This window comes from Chitinophaga skermanii (assembly GCF_003259335.1).
Classification (GTDB): domain Bacteria; phylum Bacteroidota; class Bacteroidia; order Chitinophagales; family Chitinophagaceae; genus Chitinophaga; species Chitinophaga skermanii.
Genome location: NZ_QLLL01000012.1, coordinates 77,740 through 98,584 on the forward strand (window position 1 = coordinate 77,740; position 20,845 = coordinate 98,584).

At 42.0% G+C, this 20,845-nt stretch carries 15 protein-coding genes; 7 read left to right on the top strand and 8 right to left on the bottom strand.

Annotated elements, in window-relative coordinates; genetic code table 11:
- The first annotated feature begins 36 nt into the window (after positions 1 to 36).
- The 5 genes from murG to ftsZ all read left to right on the top strand — a co-directional run bounded on the left by murG (position 37) and on the right by ftsZ (position 6,929).
- A complete protein-coding gene (gene murG, locus LX64_RS23835; RefSeq protein ID WP_111600214.1) occupies positions 37 to 1,134 on the top strand; it encodes an undecaprenyldiphospho-muramoylpentapeptide beta-N-acetylglucosaminyltransferase in 1,098 nt (365 codons plus the stop codon).
- Between the two features lie 27 nt (positions 1,135 to 1,161).
- A complete protein-coding gene (gene murC, locus LX64_RS23840) occupies positions 1,162 to 2,520 on the top strand; it encodes a UDP-N-acetylmuramate--L-alanine ligase (protein ID WP_111600215.1) in 1,359 nt (452 codons plus the stop codon).
- Between the two features lie 7 nt (positions 2,521 to 2,527).
- Positions 2,528 to 3,553, top strand: a complete 1,026-nt coding sequence (locus tag LX64_RS23845; RefSeq protein WP_111600216.1) for a cell division protein FtsQ/DivIB — start codon at positions 2,528 to 2,530, stop codon at positions 3,551 to 3,553.
- Positions 3,554 to 3,584: 31 nt separating this feature from the next.
- Complete coding sequence (gene ftsA / locus LX64_RS23850) at positions 3,585 to 5,000, top strand: cell division protein FtsA (protein ID WP_111600217.1); 1,416 nt, start codon at positions 3,585 to 3,587, stop codon at positions 4,998 to 5,000.
- Positions 5,001 to 5,243: 243 nt separating this feature from the next.
- The gene (ftsZ, locus tag LX64_RS23855) at positions 5,244 to 6,929 is read left to right on the top strand and encodes a cell division protein FtsZ (RefSeq protein WP_111600218.1); all 1,686 of its coding nucleotides are present in this window, start codon (positions 5,244 to 5,246) and stop codon (positions 6,927 to 6,929) included.
- 110 nt (positions 6,930 to 7,039) lie between these two features.
- Here the strand turns inward: ftsZ and LX64_RS23860 are convergent, their stop codons facing one another.
- The 5 genes from LX64_RS23860 to LX64_RS23880 form a co-directional block, all read right to left on the bottom strand.
- Complete coding sequence (locus LX64_RS23860) at positions 7,040 to 8,791, bottom strand: DUF4091 domain-containing protein (protein ID WP_111600219.1); 1,752 nt, start codon at positions 8,789 to 8,791, stop codon at positions 7,040 to 7,042.
- A gap of 143 nt (positions 8,792 to 8,934) precedes the next feature.
- Entirely contained in the window at positions 8,935 to 9,432 is a 498-nt protein-coding gene (locus LX64_RS23865) for a hypothetical protein (protein WP_111600220.1), read from the bottom strand.
- A gap of 121 nt (positions 9,433 to 9,553) precedes the next feature.
- Positions 9,554 to 10,120 carry a hypothetical protein gene (locus LX64_RS23870; RefSeq protein WP_148707439.1) on the bottom strand — a complete coding sequence of 189 codons (567 nt, stop codon included), beginning with the start codon at positions 10,118 to 10,120 and terminating at the stop codon, positions 9,554 to 9,556.
- Between the two features lie 159 nt (positions 10,121 to 10,279).
- The gene (locus tag LX64_RS23875) at positions 10,280 to 12,241 is read right to left on the bottom strand and encodes a KUP/HAK/KT family potassium transporter (protein ID WP_111600222.1); all 1,962 of its coding nucleotides are present in this window, start codon (positions 12,239 to 12,241) and stop codon (positions 10,280 to 10,282) included.
- Between the two features lie 231 nt (positions 12,242 to 12,472).
- Positions 12,473 to 14,020 carry an OmpA family protein gene (locus LX64_RS23880; protein ID WP_111600223.1) on the bottom strand — a complete coding sequence of 516 codons (1,548 nt, stop codon included), beginning with the start codon at positions 14,018 to 14,020 and terminating at the stop codon, positions 12,473 to 12,475.
- Between the two features lie 261 nt (positions 14,021 to 14,281).
- Between LX64_RS23880 and LX64_RS23885 the strand changes: the two genes are divergently transcribed.
- Together LX64_RS23885 and recJ are read left to right on the top strand one after the other, a co-directional pair.
- Entirely contained in the window at positions 14,282 to 15,247 is a 966-nt protein-coding gene (locus tag LX64_RS23885) for a polyprenyl synthetase family protein (RefSeq protein ID WP_111600224.1), read from the top strand.
- A 15-nt stretch (positions 15,248 to 15,262) separates the two neighbouring features.
- Positions 15,263 to 16,972: a single-stranded-DNA-specific exonuclease RecJ gene (recJ, locus tag LX64_RS23890; RefSeq protein WP_111600225.1), complete on the top strand. Its 1,710-nt coding sequence runs from the start codon at positions 15,263 to 15,265 to the stop codon at positions 16,970 to 16,972.
- Positions 16,973 to 17,031: 59 nt separating this feature from the next.
- Here recJ and LX64_RS23895 read toward each other — a convergent pair whose 3' ends face one another.
- The 3 genes from LX64_RS23895 to htpG form a co-directional block, all read right to left on the bottom strand.
- Complete coding sequence (locus LX64_RS23895; protein ID WP_111600226.1) at positions 17,032 to 17,790, bottom strand: carboxylesterase family protein; 759 nt, start codon at positions 17,788 to 17,790, stop codon at positions 17,032 to 17,034.
- A gap of 62 nt (positions 17,791 to 17,852) precedes the next feature.
- Entirely contained in the window at positions 17,853 to 18,707 is an 855-nt protein-coding gene (locus tag LX64_RS23900; protein ID WP_111600227.1) for a carboxylesterase family protein, read from the bottom strand.
- A gap of 228 nt (positions 18,708 to 18,935) precedes the next feature.
- Positions 18,936 to 20,765 carry a molecular chaperone HtpG gene (htpG, locus tag LX64_RS23905; protein WP_211324883.1) on the bottom strand — a complete coding sequence of 610 codons (1,830 nt, stop codon included), beginning with the start codon at positions 20,763 to 20,765 and terminating at the stop codon, positions 18,936 to 18,938.
- Between the last annotated feature and the right edge of the window lie 80 nt (positions 20,766 to 20,845).

Consider the following 20,845-nt stretch of genomic DNA (forward strand, 5'->3'; position numbering starts at 1 on the left):
AATATCAAACAAAAAAGAAAAGGATTTACATATACAATGGCACATAAAGTTATCATAGCAGGCGGAGGAACAGGAGGACATATATTTCCTGCTATAGCCATTGCAAATGCATTGAAAAAGATAGAACCAGGTATAGAAATCTTGTTTGTAGGTGCCGTTGGAAAGATGGAAATGGAGAAAGTACCACAAGCGGGTTACAAAATTGAAGGGTTAGAAATTGTGGGGTTCAATAGGAGTAACATATTTAAAAACTTGTTGCTACCATTTAAGCTCTTTAAAAGTTTACGTAAAGCACGTAGCATTATCCGTGAATTTAAACCGGATGTTGCTGTAGGGGTTGGCGGTTTTGCTAGCTTTCCAATTCTACGTGCCGCACAAAAAATGGGAATACCTACACTGATCCAAGAACAAAATTCTTATGCAGGTAAAAGCAATAAAATACTTGCGAAGAAAGCAGTAAAAGTTTGTGTAGGATACGACGGGATGGAACAATTTTTTCCAGCGGCGAAAATTATACAAACAGGCAACCCAGTTCGCAGTAACATCACCCAAAGCGATGTTACTAAAGAAGATGCACTCAAATACTTCGACCTCGTAAACGGCAAAAAAACCGTGTTCTCCGTAGGTGGTAGCTTGGGCGCAAAATCTATCAACGAAGCTCTTTTACCACATTTGCAAACATTCGTGGCAAAAGATGTACAGCTGATCTGGCAAACCGGGAAACCGTTCTACCAAACAGCACTAGAAGCAGCGAAACCGTTCGCTTCACATGTAAAGGTCTTTGAATTCATTAACGTGATGGACTTCGCTTATAAAGCTGCCGACGTGGTAATTTCCCGCGCCGGTGCATTAGCCATCGCGGAATTATGTGTAGCGAAAAAACCGGTCATCTTTGTTCCGTATCCTTTCGCCGCAGAAGATCATCAAACAGCAAACGCCATGAACTTGGTAAATAAAAAAGCTGCATTGATGATTAAAGACAACGATGTGCGCATACAATTGACCAACGAAGTATTCAGTCTTTTGCAAAACAATGCACTCGTAGAACAATTAGAAAAAAATATTACACCGCTAGGCAATACGCATGCCGACATGACAATTGCCAAAACAGTGTTAGAAATAATTAAGAAATAAAGCCTACTCAAAGTAGGCACACGGTATATGAAACTGGACGCATTAAAGAGAGTATATTTTATAGGTATTGGCGGAATCGGGATGAGCGCTATCGCACGTTTTTTCAATGAAAAAGGCGTGAAGGTGAGCGGCTACGATCGAACAGCCACCATACTAACGAGGCAGTTAGAAGCTGAAGGTATCGACATTCATTATACCGACGATGTGAACCTGCTCGACCAAAACGCAGATTTAGTCGTATATACACCAGCGATTCCCGCTACACAAACAGAACTCGTGTATTACCGCGAGCATAATTTTGAAGTAGTTAAGAGAAGCGATGTGTTGCAAGAAATTACCCGCACGATGTATGCTATTACAGTTGCAGGTACACACGGCAAAACTACTGTATCAACAATGATCGCGCATTTATTACGCCATACAGGTTACGGATGTAATGCATTCTTAGGTGGTATCAGCGTTAACTACGACAAAAATTTCTGGAGTAGTGATAAACAAGTAGCGGTGATTGAAGCAGATGAGTACGATCGTTCTTTTTTAAAATTGAGTCCTGATATAGCTTTGCTTACTGCCATAGATGCAGACCATTTGGATATTTATGGCACAGTGGAAGCGATAGAAGAAGCATTTATACAATATAGCCAGAACATTAAACCAAATGGCACATTATTGGTAAAGCAGGGACTTCACCGTGATGATGCACTGGTGGCAGATCACAAGCTTCACTACAGTTTGCAGAATGTTGCAGCTGATAGTTATGCGACCAACATAACAATGGTAAATGGTGGTTATACGTTTGATGTAAAGCAACAAGAATGGTCAATTGAAAACATCGCTTTGCATATTGGCGGACTACATAATGTAGAAAATGCGGTGGCTGCGATAACAGTGGCACATTTATTGGGAATAAGCAACGATAAAATTCGTGCGGCTGTAGCGGATTTCAAAGGTATCAAGAGAAGATTTGAATACATGGTAAAGAAGGATGAAGTGGTATACATCGATGATTATGCACATCATCCCGAAGAACTAAAAGCCTTGATACACGGCGCTACTAGCCTGTTCGCAGGAAAACATAGCACGGTTATTTTCCAACCACACTTGTTTTCAAGAACACGCGACTTTGCAGATGGCTTCGCGGAAAGCCTCGCACTAGCCGATGAAATCATCTTATTACCAATCTACCCGGCACGCGAATTACCTATTGAAGGTGTAACAAGTGAAATGATCGCCGGGAAGATTAAAAACAAAAAAGTGACCATCATGAACCGCGATGATGTGTCGAAATGGGTCGCCGAAAACCCGCAAGAGCTAATTATTACAGCAGGCGCAGGTGATATCGATCTGCTAAGAGAACCTTTAAAAGAAATATTAAACAAACAATAAGAGCACTATGCAACCCAAAACGAAAACATCCTTGAAACGCATCGGCACCATCCTATTATGGATGAGTGTGATTGCCGGGGTGATCGTGCTGGTAACAGTTGCTGTGCAAGGAAAAAATAACAGCGTTTGTAAAGGAATCGTGGTGAACATAAAAGGTGATCATAAAACCTTTTTCGTGGAACCGAAAGATGTGAAAGCCCTCATCACGAAAAACAATAACCCCGTTGGGAAAGCCCTCGGCGATATCAATACGCTAACAATCGAACAAATCGTGAAACGAGATCCATGGATTCGTTCAGCAGAAATTTACATCGATAATAACAAGATGTTGAATGTTGCTGTTACAGAAAGAGAACCCGTGGCTCGCATCTTTACCTTCAGCGGCAAAAGTTATTATTTGGATGAAGAAGGTGAACGTATCCCGGTATCAAGTAAATACTCAGCCCTAGTGCCTGTATTTACAAGTTTCCCATCGGATGCCGACACGAAAAAATTAAGTAAGAGTGATAGTTTATTGACAAGTTATATCATCACCGTAGCAAACTACATTAAGGCCGATACATTTTGGAATGCGCAGATAGAACAAGTGCAGATTACCAAAACGAAGAAATTCGAAATGACGCCGAAACTGGGTGAGCATGTGATAGAATTTGGAGATGGTACAAATACGGAAGCAAAATTCAAAAAGCTATTAATATTCTATAAAGAAGCCTTGAATAAAGTGGGTTGGAATACTTATTCACGCATCAATGTAGCATATGAAAACGAGGTGTACGCGTTGAAGAAGGATGGTAAAAAAGGATTGGTGCCTACGGTTGACACAACCGTGCAACTGGCACAAATAGAAAATTCGGGCGGAATAGAAACAACAATGGAAAGAGATGATGATGAAGATGATTCGACATCAGCAACTCCGAAAAAAGACGACAGGAAGATTACTGTAGCAACAGCCGCTAAACCGGCAAAAGGCATGGCGAAAAGCGCGGCAAAGAGCGGCGCGAAACCCAAAGCAGTATATCAACCAAGACATTAAAAAGTAACGCAACAAAAAAAACATAAACACCATGAATCAGGAAGCTCCTATCATTGTAGGTCTCGACATAGGCACTACGAAGATTGCTGCCATAGCAGGACGGAAGAATGAATACGGGAAATTGGAAATCCTGGGATTCGGTAAAGCCCCATCTTTTGGTGTACAACACGGTATGGTGTTGAACATCGACCAAACAATAAAAGCCATCCGCCAAGCGCTGGAGAATTGTTATGCCTCTAACCCCGACCTCGAAATTAACGAGGTATATGTAGGCATAGCAGGACATCATATAAAAAGCTTGCAAACACGTGGCGATATCGTGCGTAACGATACAGATGCGGAAATTTCACCGAAAGATATCGATCAATTGATCAATGATCAATATAAAACGGTGATCCCGGCAAGCGATCAAATTATTGACGTAATTCCACAACAATATATCGTGGACAGTTTGCAAAATATCGTTTACCCAATTGGTATGTCGGGGGTAAAAGTTGGAGCAAACTTCCATATTATCACGGGCGACAAGAACGCGATTCGCAACATTAACAGGAGTGTTGAGAAATCGGGTTTGCGCATAAAAGATTTGGTATTGCAACCATTGGCGTCGGCAGCGGCGGTTATGTGCGATATGGATTTTGAAGCGGGCGTTGCTATCGTGGATATTGGTGGTGGTACTACAGATTTAGCTGTGTTTTATGAAGGCATTTTGAAACATACGGCCGTAATTCCTTATGGTGGGGAAAACATTACGAACGATATTAAAAATGGCTTAGGTGTATTAAAAACACAAGCTGAACAAATGAAAGTGCAATTCGGTTATGCGTTGGCCGATGAAGCAAAAAGTAATGCCTACATCACGATTCCTGGATTACGTGGACAAGGCCCCAAAGAAATATCTGTGAAGAATTTAGCCCACATCATCCAAGCTAGAATGAGCGAGATCATGGATTTTGTGGTATACCATTTGAAACAGATTGGCATGGATAACAAGATGTTGAACGGTGGAATCATCTTAACCGGTGGCGGCTCTCAATTAAAACACTTGATTCAATTAACCGAATACACTACTGGTGTAAGCGCTCGCATCGGGTTCCCGAACGAACACTTGGCCACTGGGCACATTGATGAATTAACTAAACCAATGTACTCTACTTGTATCGGTCTAATTTTAAAAGGTTATAATGATTGGGAAAACGATCGCAGGGCATTAGATGAGAACTTCGTGAAAATCAACACAAGTTATTTATCTAAAGAACAAGCGACAGCGCGCGAAACAGAACAACCCGTTGAAACGATGCCAGAGGAGGCAAGCCAAGGACCATCAGCACAGGAAGTTCACGAACGCAAAATCAAAGAAAGAAATGCGTCTTTAAAAGGATTCCTCGACAGAATGAAAACAAAGATCATTGATATGTTCACTGAAGAAGAGGACGCAAAATTATAATTGTATTGTTGGTACTGGTTGTTGTATAACGTGTATAATAAAAAACGTTGAGCAGAAAACACTTATAAAATAGTAACATAGGATTGAAACCAGTAAAGATTAATACCAGTGCACAGCAAATTATTTACACCGCATGATTTGTAAACAAAAACAGACGCATCAATTTTTTTTAACAGTTATACACAACAATTTCGAATACACACAACAAAAACAAACTACTAACCCATTTAAAGAGAAAGAGTCATGATACATTTTGATCTTCCCAAAGAAAAATCATCCATCATCAAGGTGATCGGCATTGGTGGTGGTGGAAACAACGCGGTAAATCATATGTTTAGCCAGCGCATCGATGGTGTGAATTTCATTATCTGTAACACAGATGCACAAGCTATCGCGAACAGCCCTGTGCCTAACAAGGTACAGCTCGGCCCGCATTTAACACAAGGCTTAGGTGCCGGTGCTAACCCCGAAATCGGGAAACAAGCAACGGAAGAATCGTTCGAAGAAATTAAAAAAATACTGGAGGTAAACACTAAAATGGCCTTCATCACTGCCGGTATGGGCGGTGGTACTGGTACAGGCGGCGCTCCTATCGTTGCACGTATCTGTAAAGAGCTCGGTATCCTCACCGTTGGTATTGTTACAACCCCCTTTTCTTACGAAGGAAAGAAACGCATGCTACAAGCTGAAGAAGGTATCAACCGCCTCAAAGAATATGTTGATACACTTCTCATTATCTCGAACGATAAACTTCGCCAAAAATTCGGCGACCTTAAATTCAAAGCCGCGTTCGAAAAAGCGGATAACGTGTTAGCTACTGCTGCTAAATGTATAACAGACGTGATCAACTCTACGGGTCAGATCAACGTCGATTTCGCGGATGTTTGTACCGTAATGCGTAACGGTGGTGTGGCCATCTTAGGTGCCGCTACCGCTGAAGGTGAAGACCGCGCACAACGTGCTATCGAAGAAGCGTTAACATCACCATTGTTGAACGATAACGATATCCGTGGTGCTAAATGGATCTTATTAAATATCTCTTCTTCTGAAGGTGAATTCGAACACACCCTCGATGAAATGGATATCATTCAAGCTTACGTACAAAGTCAAGCCGGAGAGGATTGCGACGTCATCCTCGGTGTGGGATATGATACAGAGTTAGATCGTAAACTCGGTGTTACTGTTATCGCTACCGGCTTCGAACAAAAACCGATTCAACAAGTAAAACCTTCCTCACTGGGGGAGGCACAAGCGCCATCAGCGTCAGGCGAACCTAAAATTGTTATGCAATTAGGTCGCGAAGGAGATGAAAAGAAAATGTCAACAGCTGCTCCAATAGAAGAGCCTACTGATGCCATGACCCCGCGCTTAGTAGAACCTGTCGTTGCGCAACCTATTACACCTTCTTATTACGCACAGCAACCACAGCACGAAGAAAAACAAACATTCCCGCTGAACCCCGAACCAGCTAGCACGCCAGTGAATAACATCAACGTTATTCAACCAAATGCTACCAATAATTCGACTACAGCAGGCGGTTACTTAACTAGGCCAACAAACATCTACATCGAGCCCAATGCGCCCGGTGATGATGTGCCAGAAATGAAAATGATCATTAGAGATGATGCCAATCCTTCTGCAGAAGACCTCGCTCACCGCGCGGCCATGGAAGAATTGGAAGAACAAAAACGCAAACAAGCCGAAAGAATCGCGAAGTTGCGCAGCATCAGCTTTAATGTGAAAAATATGGATTCTAACATGGAAATAGAAAGCGTACCAGCCTATATCCGTAGGAATGTTTCCTTGGAAAATGGCGCAGGTTCCGCAGAACAATTCTATTCCGGTTACTCAGTATCTAATAACGGCGAAAATAATCCCGCTGAAATTAATACGATCAACACATTTTTAGATGGGAAAAAGCCAGATTGACGAACCAATTCCATATAAATTGGACGTTTGATTGTTTTTTAGTTGTGTTAAAAAAAACTCCTCTGATTCCTCAGGGGAGTTTTTTATATCATACAAGTTGTATATCTCTCTTATAAACTATTCAATGTTACTTTCGCCTTTTGCAACATCACTGCCGCCGATTCCGTTGGCAATTTGCTGATCTCAAACGGCGCCAACATATTCTCAATTGCTTTCAACTTCGTAGCATCTCCTTTAGCCGCCGCCTTCAATACCATTATCTTTTCATAATCCTGGATACCCTCAATCAATCGCTCAAATCGAATAGATGTGCGTACGCCTGGATACACCAAGTAGCAATCTCCCGCCGCCCACGTTCTGAAACGCGAATCTAGCAAAGGCTGTTCCACCCAGTTATTGTAAGCCCAACGTAAGTAACCATTATATCCCTTCGCCGCCGAATACCAAGGCAGCCATGTTGCTTCCGCCGGTGGCGAAAATGTGAAAGTATTAGGGTACCCCTCCGAACAACAAGTGTAGTTCGTTGTTGGCCAGCCTTTCTTCAATCGCATATCCACCTCTTCACGCGGCATCACCTGCGCAGAGCCTATTGAATAATCATACATCTCGTTCACCAATTCTTTATGGTAAGTACCGGCTAACGATACTTTGAAGTCTTTACTCACACTACGTATTAACTGAAGCGCAGCTAACATGTCTTCCATTTTTCGCTCATCCATGGAAATATTCGTGATGTTAAACCACCCTTTTACTTTAAGATGCTTTACAAAGTCTTGTAACATTGGGCGCCAATGGTTGTTAAACTCCGCTGTACCAGGCTTAGCTACAATAAACGTATCTTTCGCCATGGCCTCATCGTAATAATAGAATTTGAGGTTCCAAGGGATCATACTATAGCAGTTAATTTGCTTATTCACCCCGCAATCCATCATAAACTTCACCCATTTATCAAACACAGTATAGTCGTACTGCCAAGTGCCGTTCTTTTTCTTTGTCCACTTCACTGTTGAACCAAAAATATCCAACGTTTGGCTATTCCATGGATCATGAATAATGGCCGCTGTGATTACTTTCTGACCGGCGCTAGCCAATTTCTTCATATAAGGGCGCATAGCATCGAAGTGTGCCTGGCTCCAAGGTTCTACCTCGTATAAACGCGCTATCGCTTCCGGGCTTTGCCATAAATCGAGATGGAAACTCCAATTCTTCGAATTTGGCAACGTACGGTTCAACACCTCGATGGTGTAGTTAATAAATTCGGGGTAATAACGCTCTGCATACTTAATACGCAAACTTCCTGCGTATTTACCAGGTGCCGTATTAGCAGGCACTTCCACGCTTAACCAGATCGGTTGAGTTTCATTCGCATTCACGAAGATCGATTCCGAATAATCAATCCCATCCGCCACTAACGACGAATCAAATTTGCTATGATCCGGGCGATGACCACATCCCGATCCATCTGGATTCAAACCATCTGTTAAAACATACCGTAAAAATCCTGCTTTGATATTCGTACGGGGAATCTTATTACCTTTCTCATCAGCCAAATCACCCAATTCCACGCTTAAGTCTTTCAAAGGTTCTGTGCCATACACAAGTATTTGTGTATGCACTTTTTCACCCTTCCAAGCCACGGCATGCCAGCCTTGCGCTCTTTCCTGCGGGGGAAGTGTTTTGGAATAACGCACATCTGTTGTTCCATAAACAACATGCGTACCGCTAATTACAGTGTCCCAAGCCTCGCGGCTAGGTTTCACTGGGTCGGTCAATTCTGTGTAAGCACCAAACTTGGCGTTTTGCGACCATGCAGTAGCATACATCGCCATGCAAAAGGTAGCTAATAGGATTTTCTTCACCATCGTGAGTTGATTAGGTTATGATAATTAAAAATAAACCCACTCAGCGAGTTTTCAAACTTTCCTACATAAAAAACGCCGCACATTATTGCACGGCGTTTTTTCGGTTGACATTTCTATATTATTCTCTCGAAAGCTAATAGCATTTAATCTTCCCAAGTACGAATTTTATCCAGCACATCAATTTTTCCTTTCACCGTTTTCAAATTAGGACCCGTTGCTGATAAGTAAGTTTTATCTACTTCTGCTTCGAATTCCATCCTTAATTGTCCTTTTTGCAAGTTATAACGAACTACTTTTGATACAGCAGGTTGCGTGGCTAGAGTTTTAACAATCGTAAAAGAGGTATCATTACTCGCCCGTTTGGGAATGAAATGCATAAACTTAAAATTTGGCTTCGCATTACTTAACTCGCTTTCTGGAAAAACAACTTTAAAAACGTCTGTTCTTTGGAGTGTATCAGTCACTTTTACTTCTATTGTACGCTCCTTTGTAGCAGCATCTTCCATCCTATACATTGTTGTAACATTAGTACCAGAATTTTGGAAAGTATAACTCTTCCCGTCCACTTCAAATTGAATGGTACCTCTCACAGAATATACCTTAAACTCATCGCTTAAGTAGGTTTTGTTATCGTGCTTCATGCACCCGTTTAACGAAAAAGCGGCAATAAAAAGCAGGAAAAAACAATACATGGGTTTCTTAGTCATAACGATTTGATTTTGGCTGTAAACATGCATTTTATAGTGATTAAATTATATTCCATCAGTCAGGTGTTCCAGCAATATACAATACATCTAAATGTCCTTTTACGGTTCGAATGTTTTCACCAGTAGCACTTATAAATCTTTTGTCAGCTGTACATTCGAAATCTAATTTCATCTTGGCTTTACTGTAATCATATTTTATAACGGTAAATTTACCGGTTAGTTTGCCTAACTCTTTACTGTAGGTTATCGTTGTATCTTGGAGCGTTTTTGCGTTGAAAACATAGGTAAACTCAAAGTCTTGCACAGGATCTTTACCTAGTAACTTATCTTCTGGGAAAGATAATTTAAATACAGTGCCCAAGCCTTGACTTCCATAAATAATAATAATATCGAACCGCTTGGTAGGTACATCTTGTGATCGTACCATATTCAAACGAAACCATTGTTGAGGTACAATCGTTACCGGTTTCCCATCTATTTCCAAGGTGATAGTTCCCTTTAAATCGCGGTCTAAAAAGTGCTCATTTAAATACGTGAGATGATCGTGGTGCATATCCAAACACCCATTCATTACAAATGTAATGGGCAGTAATAGCCAAACAAATCGAAGAATTTGCTTCATACTTACATAATTTTGGTTGAGAGGTGATAGCACCACCGGTAGCGCATTTCCTACATGATGAGTTGAGCATACCTTTTTCCATAAATGCATATAAAAAAAACCGGGATGTAGTTTTCTTGTTGAAAACCACATCCCGGTCAGCTTATAACCTATTATATTTTAATAAGATCGATCTGCTACACGCTTCAAGGTCAAGTTCGTCACCGGTGCTACCACCAATGGGAATTTCTCAATTGTCACATAGCTCGAATCTAAACCAAAGCCCCTTTCTTCCGATAACCCAATCTTCTTCAAGATAAAGTACATTCTCATCACCAAACGCTCGTGCAATGGCAAATCATTATCGTGTGATAAGAATTTCTCCATTACAATGAAAGAGAAATCACCTACTACATTGTTCTTACTTAACGATTCATACCGGCTGGTAATGTTCACTTCTTTGTTGCGTACCATGTCTTCTACCACCATGCGGAACATCAGGTTAATCCGCTGTTCCACTCTAAACCCAAGCCTAAATTCTACCCTAATCACCTCGTTCGGGATGATCGTTTGTACAGAGTATTCGCTGAGGTAAGGCTCATCTACTACATCTACGTGCACAAACCAATAAATATCAGCGCGTTTAGGCTTCTTATTGAGGATGGAATACATGATTTTATGCTCGATTTCCTTCGGGTTATCGGCACTACTCATGTAAATCAAGTGCGTAGCATATTTAGGAATCATGGTATCGTTACTGAGCTCCTGTAAAATCGGCAGGTAATCCTCCAATTTCACAAACTCTACATAACGGTTCTTAATCTTACGACTCTTGAACCATACGAACATCACGAGGAATAATCCGCCGGCAACAATTACCGTTACGTAACCACCGTGCATGAATTTCACGAGGTTCGCGAATAAGAACGAGAATTCTATCGTGAGATAGACGGCTAGGTACAGCCATATCCACATGAGTTTGACTCGCCGGGTATATAAATAGAAGGCAAACAGGCAGGAAGTCATGAGCATACAAATTGTAATCGACAACCCGTACGCGGCTTCCATTCTGCCCGATTCTTGGAAAATAAGTACAATAGCCACACAACCCACATACAACATAATATTGATGCCCGGGATGAATAATTGGCCCCTTAATTCAGTGGGATAATTGATTTTCAACTTCGGCCATAGGTTCAAGCGCATCGCCTCTGAAATGAGGGTAAATGAGCCGGAAATCAATGCTTGGCTGGCAATTACGGAGGCTATTGTAGCAATAATAACCCCAAAAATCACAAACCACTCGGGCATGATCATAAAGAACGGGTTGGCGTCTTTATCCAACATCGTTCCACGCTTAGATAACAACCAAGCGCCCTGACCTAAGTAGTTCAAAATCAATGCTGCTTTCACAAACATCCAAGATACGCGGATATTACCACGTCCGCAGTGCCCTAAATCCGAATAAAGTGCCTCAGCACCCGTCGTACAAAGGAACACGGCACCTAGGATAATGAAGGCATCCTTTTCACTGGTTAATAATTGGATCGCGTAATACGGGTTAAAAGCCTTTAAAACCGATAAATCGTCGGCAATATGGCTAACCCCTAAAATGGCCAACATGGAGAACCAGATGAACATAATAGGCCCAAACATACGCCCGATACTATGCGTACCGAATTGCTGCATGAAGAACAACAAGGTGATAATAGCCAATACAATTTTCACAATCGTATCCTGGCCTAAATCTTTTAATACAGGTAAGGTACGTAAACCCTCGATCGCGGAACTTACGGTAATAGGTGGGGTAATGATACCATCGGCTAAAAGCGCGGCACCACCAATCATCCCGAAAATAACGGTCCACTTTGCGTGCCGCCTAACGAGTGCATATAATGAGAAAATGCCCCCTTCACCTTTATTATCGGCTTTAAGGGTAAGAATAACATATTTAACGGTTGTTTGGAGCGTTAGTGTCCAGATAACGCACGATATACCACCGATCACCAGCATTTCGTCGATATAATTTCGACCGATAATGGCTTTAAAAACGTACAGAGGAGAAGTACCGATATCGCCATAGATGATACCTAGTGCGATAATAAGCCCGGCGGCGGATACTTTATTGAAGTTTTTTCCCACGCTAAAAACTATAAATGATATAAAAGGCAGATCAAATTTAGGAGGAATATTTGAAATAGCAACGAATAACCTCTTGCTGCCAGGCGGTTGGCCAAAGCGTCGAGTTTGGTCGGGAAACCGGGAGGTAACGAGTTATAGGCTGATATTGGAAATAAACTTTGGGCCAAAAAAAACCTCCCGTAGTGTATACGGGAGGTTTTCAATTTATTTAACCAAACGAGGTGGTAAGTATTAGTTAGCAGGAGCTAAATCAACTGTACCAGCGTCGCCAGGAGTGTTTTGTTTGATGAAGCGACCGCGATCGATACCTTGTTTTTCAGCTAAGTAATCGATAACTGCATCAACTCTTCTTGAAGATAAGTCAACACCACCTTTTTTAGCTTTAGCACCAGCGTGGCCAGTTACTAAAACGTTACAAGCTGGGTTAGAACGTAAAGAAGCTGCTACGCTAGCTAAAATAGCTTCGTTATCAGAAGATACTTTAGTAGAAGAACCTTTGAAAGAAACAGAAGGCAATACTAATGTAGAACAATCAGTAGCTTTAACTCTGTCTTTGCAGCATTCTGGATCTGGGCATTTACCAACACCGTCAGCATCTACTGGGAAGCAGTATGTAGGTGTGATCAATTGCTTGTCTTTGTAGTCAGGTACACCGTCACCATCAGTATCACGAGCAACACCGTTTACGTCAACTGGAGCACCAGCTGGTGTGTTTGGTTCGCGATCGAATTGGTCAGTAACACCATCACCATCAGAATCAGGTAATACTGGAGTAGGAAGTTTCATACGACGTGGGCTGTTAAGCTCGTTGTATGCGAAATCCATTGGGTTAACCCACCAAAGTGGTTCAACGCGTTTGTTAGCATTACCTAAGTTGAAGTTGAAACGAACGTTAGTGTAGTACATGAAGTCTTTGCTACCGTCGTAAGCACCTGCAGTGTAACCGTCCAAATAATCGTCAAATGGTAAAGTTAATTTCTCTTCAATAGCGATATTGAAGCGTTTAGAAACTTTGAAACCGATACCAGTACCTACGTTCAAAGCATGACGAAGTAATTGGTTGTCGTCTTTACGACCGATTTGAGTTCTGTTACCTTGAGATGGAGCGTTTTGCTCGTATTTTTTATCTTGAAGATTTTTCAATGCATCCAAGATGTCTTTTCTCTTACCAGTGAAGCTGATACCAGAGTAGTCATAACCAGCACCGCTACCGTTTAACGCATCAACGTCAACGTCAGCTAATAACAAGCTATAACCAGCCAATACGTACCAGTTAACTTTTGGTTGAGATTTATAGAACATGATATTGCTCAAAGAAGCGATCATATCCAAAGAAACTTGGTGTGAAGCAGTTTTGTAGTTAGGAACGATTCTACCACCGTTCAACGCTGCTGTTTGAGCCCAAGGGTTACCATTCGCGATAATAGTCGGTTTCAAAGAATAGTCCTGACCATAAGCGTAAGAACCAGTGTACTCAGCTCTCAAAGAGAAAGTGTGGCCTAAAGCTTTTCTTAAAGAAACACCACCACCAAAACCTGGTTTACCGTGTACATCACCTTTGATCATCATAAGACCACCGTGAAGACCGAGTTCCCACATGTCTCTTGGCTTAGCTGGGTAATCAGATTGGTTGTTCTTGAAGCTGTTAAATTGCGCCATTCTTGATGCTGGAACTTTAGAAGAATCTAGGGCATCATATGAGGGCTTAACTTGCGCAAAACCAGTAGATGCTAGTAGACTCATAGCACCTGCCAGTAGTAAGTACTTTTTGCTTGCCATAATTGTTTTTTTATTTAAAAACTGTTAAAAATTTACTATTAACTCGTTTTTTACCAAGCAAAGGTAAAAAGCAATAATGAATATACAAATTTTTCTTACGATTTTATTTTCATTGATAAGTGCTTCAAAACTAAAGCGTATACAAAAGCTTCTATATTTGATAGCATTCCCAATTTTAACAGAATATATACAAATTCGGGGCCAAATTGTTAAAATCTAGTTTTTTAGTTTAGCTTAGCAATCCTTTTGCATTTATAACCAATGGATGAAATTAAACAACTGATCAGTAAGGAATTGCGGGATTTTGAATTCAAATTTGCCGACGCAGTGAAAAGTCATGTACCCCTGCTCGACAGGATCATGCATTATATCGTGAAGAGAAAAGGCAAGCAAATTCGCCCCATGTTCGTCATCCTTTCTGCTAAGTTGTTTGCTCCTACTATAGAAGAAGGTACCTACCGCGCCGCCGCCCTCGTAGAACTTTTACACACCGCTACCCTAGTGCACGACGATGTAGTGGATGATGCCTACGAACGCCGTGGCTTTTTCTCTATCAATGCCCTCTGGAAAAATAAAATCGCCGTACTCGTAGGCGATTACCTCCTTTCCAAAGGCCTCCTCCTCTCCCTTAACAATAAAGATTTCCGCACCCTGCAAATTCTCGCGGAAGCTGTAAAGGAAATGAGTGAAGGGGAACTCCTCCAAATAGAAAAAACCCGGAAACTCGATATTAAAGAAGATATATACTTCGAAATCATCCGCCGCAAAACCGCCTCCCTACTCGCCGCCGCATGTGCAGCCGGCGCTTGGAGCGTTACCGGCAACGATGATACCACCCAACTCATGCAAAAATTCGGGGAAAAAGTAGGGATCGCCTTCCAAATCAAAGACGACCTCTTCGATTATGGCACCGCCAATGTGGGCAAACCTACCGGTATCGATATCCGCGAGAAAAAAATGACCTTACCTCTTATCTATACTTTACAACACGCACCTGTAGATACACGCAAACGAATTATCAACATCGTTAAAAACCACAATACCGATAAAGATAAAGTCGCCGAAGTGATCGACATCGTGCAGAAAAGTGGCGGTATTCAATATGCCAAAGAAAAAATGATACAATACCGCGATGAAGCGCTGGAAATTCTACACCAGTTTCCCGCCAACGATATTCGAAATGGGCTGGAAACGCTCGTGCGGTACACTACCGATCGCACGTTTTAACACGTATGCTCTCTAATGGATAAACGCTGGACAGTAAAAAAATATCAACCTTCCGTAGAGCAGCGCTTGCAACAAGCTATTCATCTACATCCACTGTTATGCCGGTTACTGGTGCAACGGGGCATTACCCGTGCAGAAGATGTTAAACACTTTTTTCATCCATCCCTACAAGATTTACACGACCCATGGCTAATGAAAGACATGGGAAAAGCTATCTCCCGCATCGAAGAGGCTTTCTTTAAAGGTGAAAAAATACTCGTTTACGGCGACTATGATGTAGATGGTACCACGGCTGTAGCAACCGTCTTCTCTTTCTTATCAACACTCTACAAACAAATCGAATTCTATGTTCCCCACCGCTACCGCGAAGGGTATGGCATTTCTCAACAAGGGATCGAATACGCACGCGATAACGACTTTAACCTCGTCATCGCCCTCGATTGCGGCATCAAATCCGCCAGCCTCATTGCAGAAGCTAAAACATACAATATCGATTTTATAATTTGTGATCACCACCTGCCCGATGATGTTTTACCCCCGGCTGTGGCTATTCTCAACCCCAAACAGCACGATTGCCCATACCCCTACAAAGAACTTAGTGGCTGTGGCATCGGCTTCAAACTCATCTGCGCCCTCGCTCAAAAACGAGGTATCGCCATGGAAACAGTTTACCCGTATCTCGACCTCGTTGCCACCAGCATCGCGGCAGATATCGTTCCAATGAGCGGGGAAAATAGAATTATGACCTACTACGGCTTGGAACAAGTAAACGCCCACCCGAACCCAGGTATTAAGGCACTGATCGAATTAAGTAAACTCAAAGAAAAACTCACCACCAGCAACCTCGTCTTCGTTATTGCCCCACGCGTAAATGCCGCCGGCAGAATGGACGATGCCCGTAAAGCTGTGCAGCTTTTCCTCGAGAAAGACCTTGATACGGCTATTCAATACGCACAAAAACTAACAGAAGATAATTCAGGTCGGAAAGAAATCGACCTTACAATTACCAATGAAGCCATCGATATCATTAAAAACGACCATGCCGGGCTGGAAAAGAAAACAACTGTTCTCTTCCAACCTCACTGGCATAAAGGTGTAGTAGGTATCGTAGCCTCCCGGTTAATCGATAAACATTACTACAGGCCTACCGTTATCCTCACACAATCAAACGATAAAGTGGCCGGATCTGCGCGTAGCGTTATGGGCTTTAATGTATACGAAGCTATTCACCAATGCCGGGATTTACTCGAAAACTATGGTGGACACTTCTATGCTGCGGGTATGACCATGAAACCCGAAAACGTAGAAGCTTTCAAAGAGAAGTTCGAGCTCATCGTAGCCAATACCATCGGCCCCGATATGCTTACACCGCAAATTATTATCGATACCGAAATTCATCTCAACGACATTACCCCCGCTTTCTTCAAAAAGCTAAAACAATTCGAACCACTTGGTCCCGATAACCTCCGCCCCGTTTTCGTGGCTAAAAATGTGGTTGATACAGGTTACTCAAGGATTGTAAAAGATGAACATTTGAAACTTTCCGTGAAACAAGACAATTCCAATATCTTTAGCGGCATCGGCTTTTTCATGAAAGACAAATACGCCATTATCAGTAATCAACAACCTTTCGATATTGCTTTTACGGTAGATGAAAATGAATGGAACGGTACTGTTAGCCTTCAATTAAAAGTGGTAGACATCCGCCCGCACCAGGCTTCTTAAAGGAGAGAAAAAGTATCAACATAAAAAAAGGGAAGAAATATTTTCTTCCCTTTTTTGTTTTATTGTTGTTCTAAGAACCATTCAAATAATTTGGATTCATAATATGCATACCCCCATGCATCGTGGCCACCCGTGGCCGATTCAGTATAAATTACTTTTTCGTTTCCACAACTTCTAACGGCGTTTACCAAGGTGCGCGACGCACTTACAGGTATTGTATCATCATCGGCATTATGAAATGCCCAAATCGCCACGTTCCTTAAACCACATGGGTTTACCGGCTTTCCATATCCACAAATTGGTGCAATTGCCGTAAACTTCTCGGGGTTACTCATCGCCCATTTCCAAGTACCATTGCCCCCCATGCTTAACCCCGTTAAGTAAATACGCGAAGTATCTACCGGGTACTTCTCCATCACTTCTTTATACAAAGCATTCAAACTTTCCACATCCCACGTTTTCGTTGTGCCCTTACATTGCGGTGCTATCACGATAAACGGGAACTGTGGCCTACCTTTCAACATATGCGGGATACCCATGTTTTGCACCAACGATATGTTATCGCCTCGTTCGCCTTTTCCATGTAAGAAAAACAATACCGGCCATTTGTCTACGTTGCCTTTACGCTTGAACTTTGTACTGGGCATAAACACCATGTACTGATCCACGTAAGCACCTGGCCTTTCAATCTTCTTCACGGTAAAACCAGCTGCAGGTAATTCATCGGTTATTGGAATATCAGCAGCCGTTGTATCGGCAGCTAATACCCGCAAGTTGAGCAATAAGAAAGCTGCTAGGAGCAATTGTTTGAAGGGCATAGGAAAATTTTTCTGTTATTCTAAAAATCAATCTAACGGTAATGTCTAAACGATGATGCTAATTATAAATGTTGTTGGTTTAACCATTCGTATAAAGCAGCACTATTGTAGGCTTTGGTCCATGCGTCATGACCACCAGTTGTGTTCTCCGTATACTTGATAATCGTATTTCCACAATCTTTCACCGCTTTCACCATCGTACGCGATTCGTTCACGTTTACAGTGGGATCATCGGCATTATGGAAAACCCAAATAGGCTTACTTTTCAATGGACACGCTTTATTCGGCGTACCGCCCCCACAAATAGGCACAATAGCTGCAAACTTGCCCGGGTCTTTCTGCGCCCAATCCCATACACCGTAACCACCCATGCTTAAACCGGTTAAATAAACGCGCGATGAATCAACATTGTATTGCGACATAATTTGATCGTACAACACTCTTAAACTTGGCACATCCCACCATGTATTGTCTTTACATTGTGGCGCTACCACTATATACCCAAAGTCGGCATTCTTCGCGGCGTATTGAGGCACCGGCGTGTTTTTAATGATGTTGATGTTACTACCACGTTCACCAATACCATGCAAGGCGATAATCACCGGCCAACGTTTCGTTTTTTGCGTGTTGTAATTCTTTGGCAGGAATAGTACAAATTGGTTCAATCCACTACCGGCATTTACAACCTGTTGAGTAGTAATACCCAACGTACGCACAGTAGTATCTTTCGGGGGATTGCTGTTTCCTCCACCCCCGTTGTTAACAGTCGTATCTGTTTTAGGAGGGTTCCCTTCATCAATAATAGTGGATGTTTCACTTTTCCCGCAACTAACCAGTAAGGTAAAAGCAGCAGCACAGGCCATAATAAAGCTGGTAAAACGCGCATATCTACGCATTTGCGAGGTGGCTAAAAACATAAGTCGGCAATTCAATTATATGGTTAAAAATAATAAACTACGGTGCATTTCATACGCTCCCGTCTATAATTTTTTGAACAAATAAAATGCCGCTAATGCACGTCAATATTGCGTTTCAGCGTAAACGATTGATAATGTATTTATATATATTTTAATCGCATGTATAAAGTTTATAAATGAAAAAAGGTCGTCATACGACGACCTTCTCCCAATGCTATAAAAAGAGGGTTATTTTTCTGTTCCCATCAACTCTACGCTCCTATTTACAAAAGCAGTAAGGTCGGCTCCTGTTAAAAGATTTTGCGATAACAAAGCCAAATCGGCTAAGTTGCGAACGAGCTTTTGTTGTTTCTCTACATTGCCTTGTTCCAGGATATTCAAGTAAATCGGGTGATTCGCGTTCACCGTCATGGTAATTTCATCTGGCATATTAGCATACCACGCTGCAGCTGCACCACCAACGGATGCCATATCTTTCATACGGCGCATAAATTCCGAGCGGGTAACAATCACAGGTTGTGCATCGGCACTTAAACCTTGCAAGGTTACTTTGATGTTCGACTGCGTGATTTGTGTACCAAACAGATCGGTTAAGCTCTTCTCTTGGTCTGCCGTTAATACACTGTCCTTTTTATCTTCTGTATCAATCAAATGATCGGCGATATCGGCATCTACGCGGGTAAATTGTACATTCTCCCATTTCGTTTCAATGGTGTTGATAAACGCGGCATCGATAATGGTTTCGAATTTTACAATTTTGAATCCTTTCGCTTTGGCTGCTTGGATGTAGCTATCCTGTTGCACCGGGGCGGTAGCATACAAAATCACTTGCTTGCCTTCTTTATTGGTTTGAAGAGCAGCTGTTTCCGCTTTGTATTCTTCTACCGTGTAAAACTTACCGCCATCCACGTCTTCCATGAGGTGGAATTTGTTGGCTTTGTCTAAGAATTTATCGTCGGTAATCATACCGTATTTCACGAACAAACCAATGCTTTCCCATTTTTCTTCGAAAGAAGGACGGTCGTTGCGGAACATTTCGTCCAACTTATCGGCCACTTTCTTCGTGATGTGGGCATTGATTTTTCGCACGTTTGGATCGCCTTGCAAGTAACTACGGCTAACGTTCAACGGAATATCCGGCGAATCAATTACACCATGTAACAACATCAAGAATTCAGGTACAATGTCTTTCACTTCATCCGTAACATATACTTGGTTGCTGTAAAGGTTGATCTTGTCTTTCTGAATTTCGTGTGTTTTAGAAATTTTCGGGAAGTACAGGATACCTGTCAAATTGAACGGGAAGTCAACATTCAAGTGAATCCAGAACAACGGTGCTTCCGCGAATGGGTATAATTCTTTATAGAAATTTTGATAATCTTCTGCTGTTAATTCCGATGGTTTCTTTGTCCACGCCGGGGTAGGGTTATTAATTTGGCTACCGTTGTACTTGATAGGTACCGGCAAGAACTTACAGAACTTCTGTAAAATAGCGCCAATACGGGTATCGTCGAGGAATTCTTCGCTTTCTTCATTGATGTGCATCACGATATCTGTTCCACGTGTTGGTTTTTCGATATCGGTGATCGTGAATTCTGGAGAACCATCACATTCCCATTTAACGGCTTGCGTGCCGGGTTTCCACGACTTCGTAAGTATGTCAACTTGTTTACTTACCATGAATGAAGAATAGAAACCAAGGCCAAAATGGCCGATGATGTTCACGTTTTCGCCTTGACCTTTATACTTGTTCAAGAACTCTTCAGCGCCCGAGAAGGCAACTTGGTTGATATATTTATCCACTTCTTCAGCCGTCATACCAATACCACGGTCGCTGATCGTAATGGTTTTGTTTTCTTTATCGAGGATAACTTCGATGGCGATGTCGCCCAATTCTTCTTTGAATTCGCCTGTTCTGGCAAGCGTTTTTAATTTTTGGGTAGCATCAACGGCATTACTAACGAGCTCGCGAATGAAGATTTCGTGATCTGAGTACAGGAATTTCTTAATGATGGGGAAAATATTCTCTGTTTGTACGCGAATGGCACCTTTCTGCATAATAATATTTTTTTTGAGGGATGGGGTTCAAAGTGTGTGCCACCAGGTAAGAGTGTGACAAGTTGACAATTTCTTGACGA

Excerpts from the sequence above, each read along its gene's own strand:
- LX64_RS23885 (WP_111600224.1), top strand. The coding sequence starts at position 14,282 with ATGGATGAAATTAAACAACTGATCAGTAAGGAATTGCGGGATTTTGAA.
- murC (WP_111600215.1), top strand. The coding sequence starts at position 1,162 with ATGAAACTGGACGCATTAAAGAGAGTATATTTTATAGGTATTGGCGGA.
- LX64_RS23895 (WP_111600226.1), bottom strand. The coding sequence starts at position 17,790 with ATGCCCTTCAAACAATTGCTCCTAGCAGCTTTCTTATTGCTCAACTTG.
- recJ (WP_111600225.1), top strand. The coding sequence starts at position 15,263 with ATGGATAAACGCTGGACAGTAAAAAAATATCAACCTTCCGTAGAGCAG.
- LX64_RS23900 (WP_111600227.1), bottom strand. The coding sequence starts at position 18,707 with ATGTTTTTAGCCACCTCGCAAATGCGTAGATATGCGCGTTTTACCAGC.
- LX64_RS23880 (WP_111600223.1), bottom strand. The coding sequence starts at position 14,020 with ATGGCAAGCAAAAAGTACTTACTACTGGCAGGTGCTATGAGTCTACTA.
- ftsA (WP_111600217.1), top strand. The coding sequence starts at position 3,585 with ATGAATCAGGAAGCTCCTATCATTGTAGGTCTCGACATAGGCACTACG.
- LX64_RS23870 (WP_148707439.1), bottom strand. The coding sequence starts at position 10,120 with ATGAAGCAAATTCTTCGATTTGTTTGGCTATTACTGCCCATTACATTT.
- htpG (WP_211324883.1), bottom strand. The coding sequence starts at position 20,765 with ATGCAGAAAGGTGCCATTCGCGTACAAACAGAGAATATTTTCCCCATC.
- ftsZ (WP_111600218.1), top strand. The coding sequence starts at position 5,244 with ATGATACATTTTGATCTTCCCAAAGAAAAATCATCCATCATCAAGGTG.
- LX64_RS23865 (WP_111600220.1), bottom strand. The coding sequence starts at position 9,432 with ATGAAGCACGATAACAAAACCTACTTAAGCGATGAGTTTAAGGTATAT.
- LX64_RS23845 (WP_111600216.1), top strand. The coding sequence starts at position 2,528 with ATGCAACCCAAAACGAAAACATCCTTGAAACGCATCGGCACCATCCTA.
- murG (WP_111600214.1), top strand. The coding sequence starts at position 37 with ATGGCACATAAAGTTATCATAGCAGGCGGAGGAACAGGAGGACATATA.
- LX64_RS23860 (WP_111600219.1), bottom strand. The coding sequence starts at position 8,791 with ATGGTGAAGAAAATCCTATTAGCTACCTTTTGCATGGCGATGTATGCT.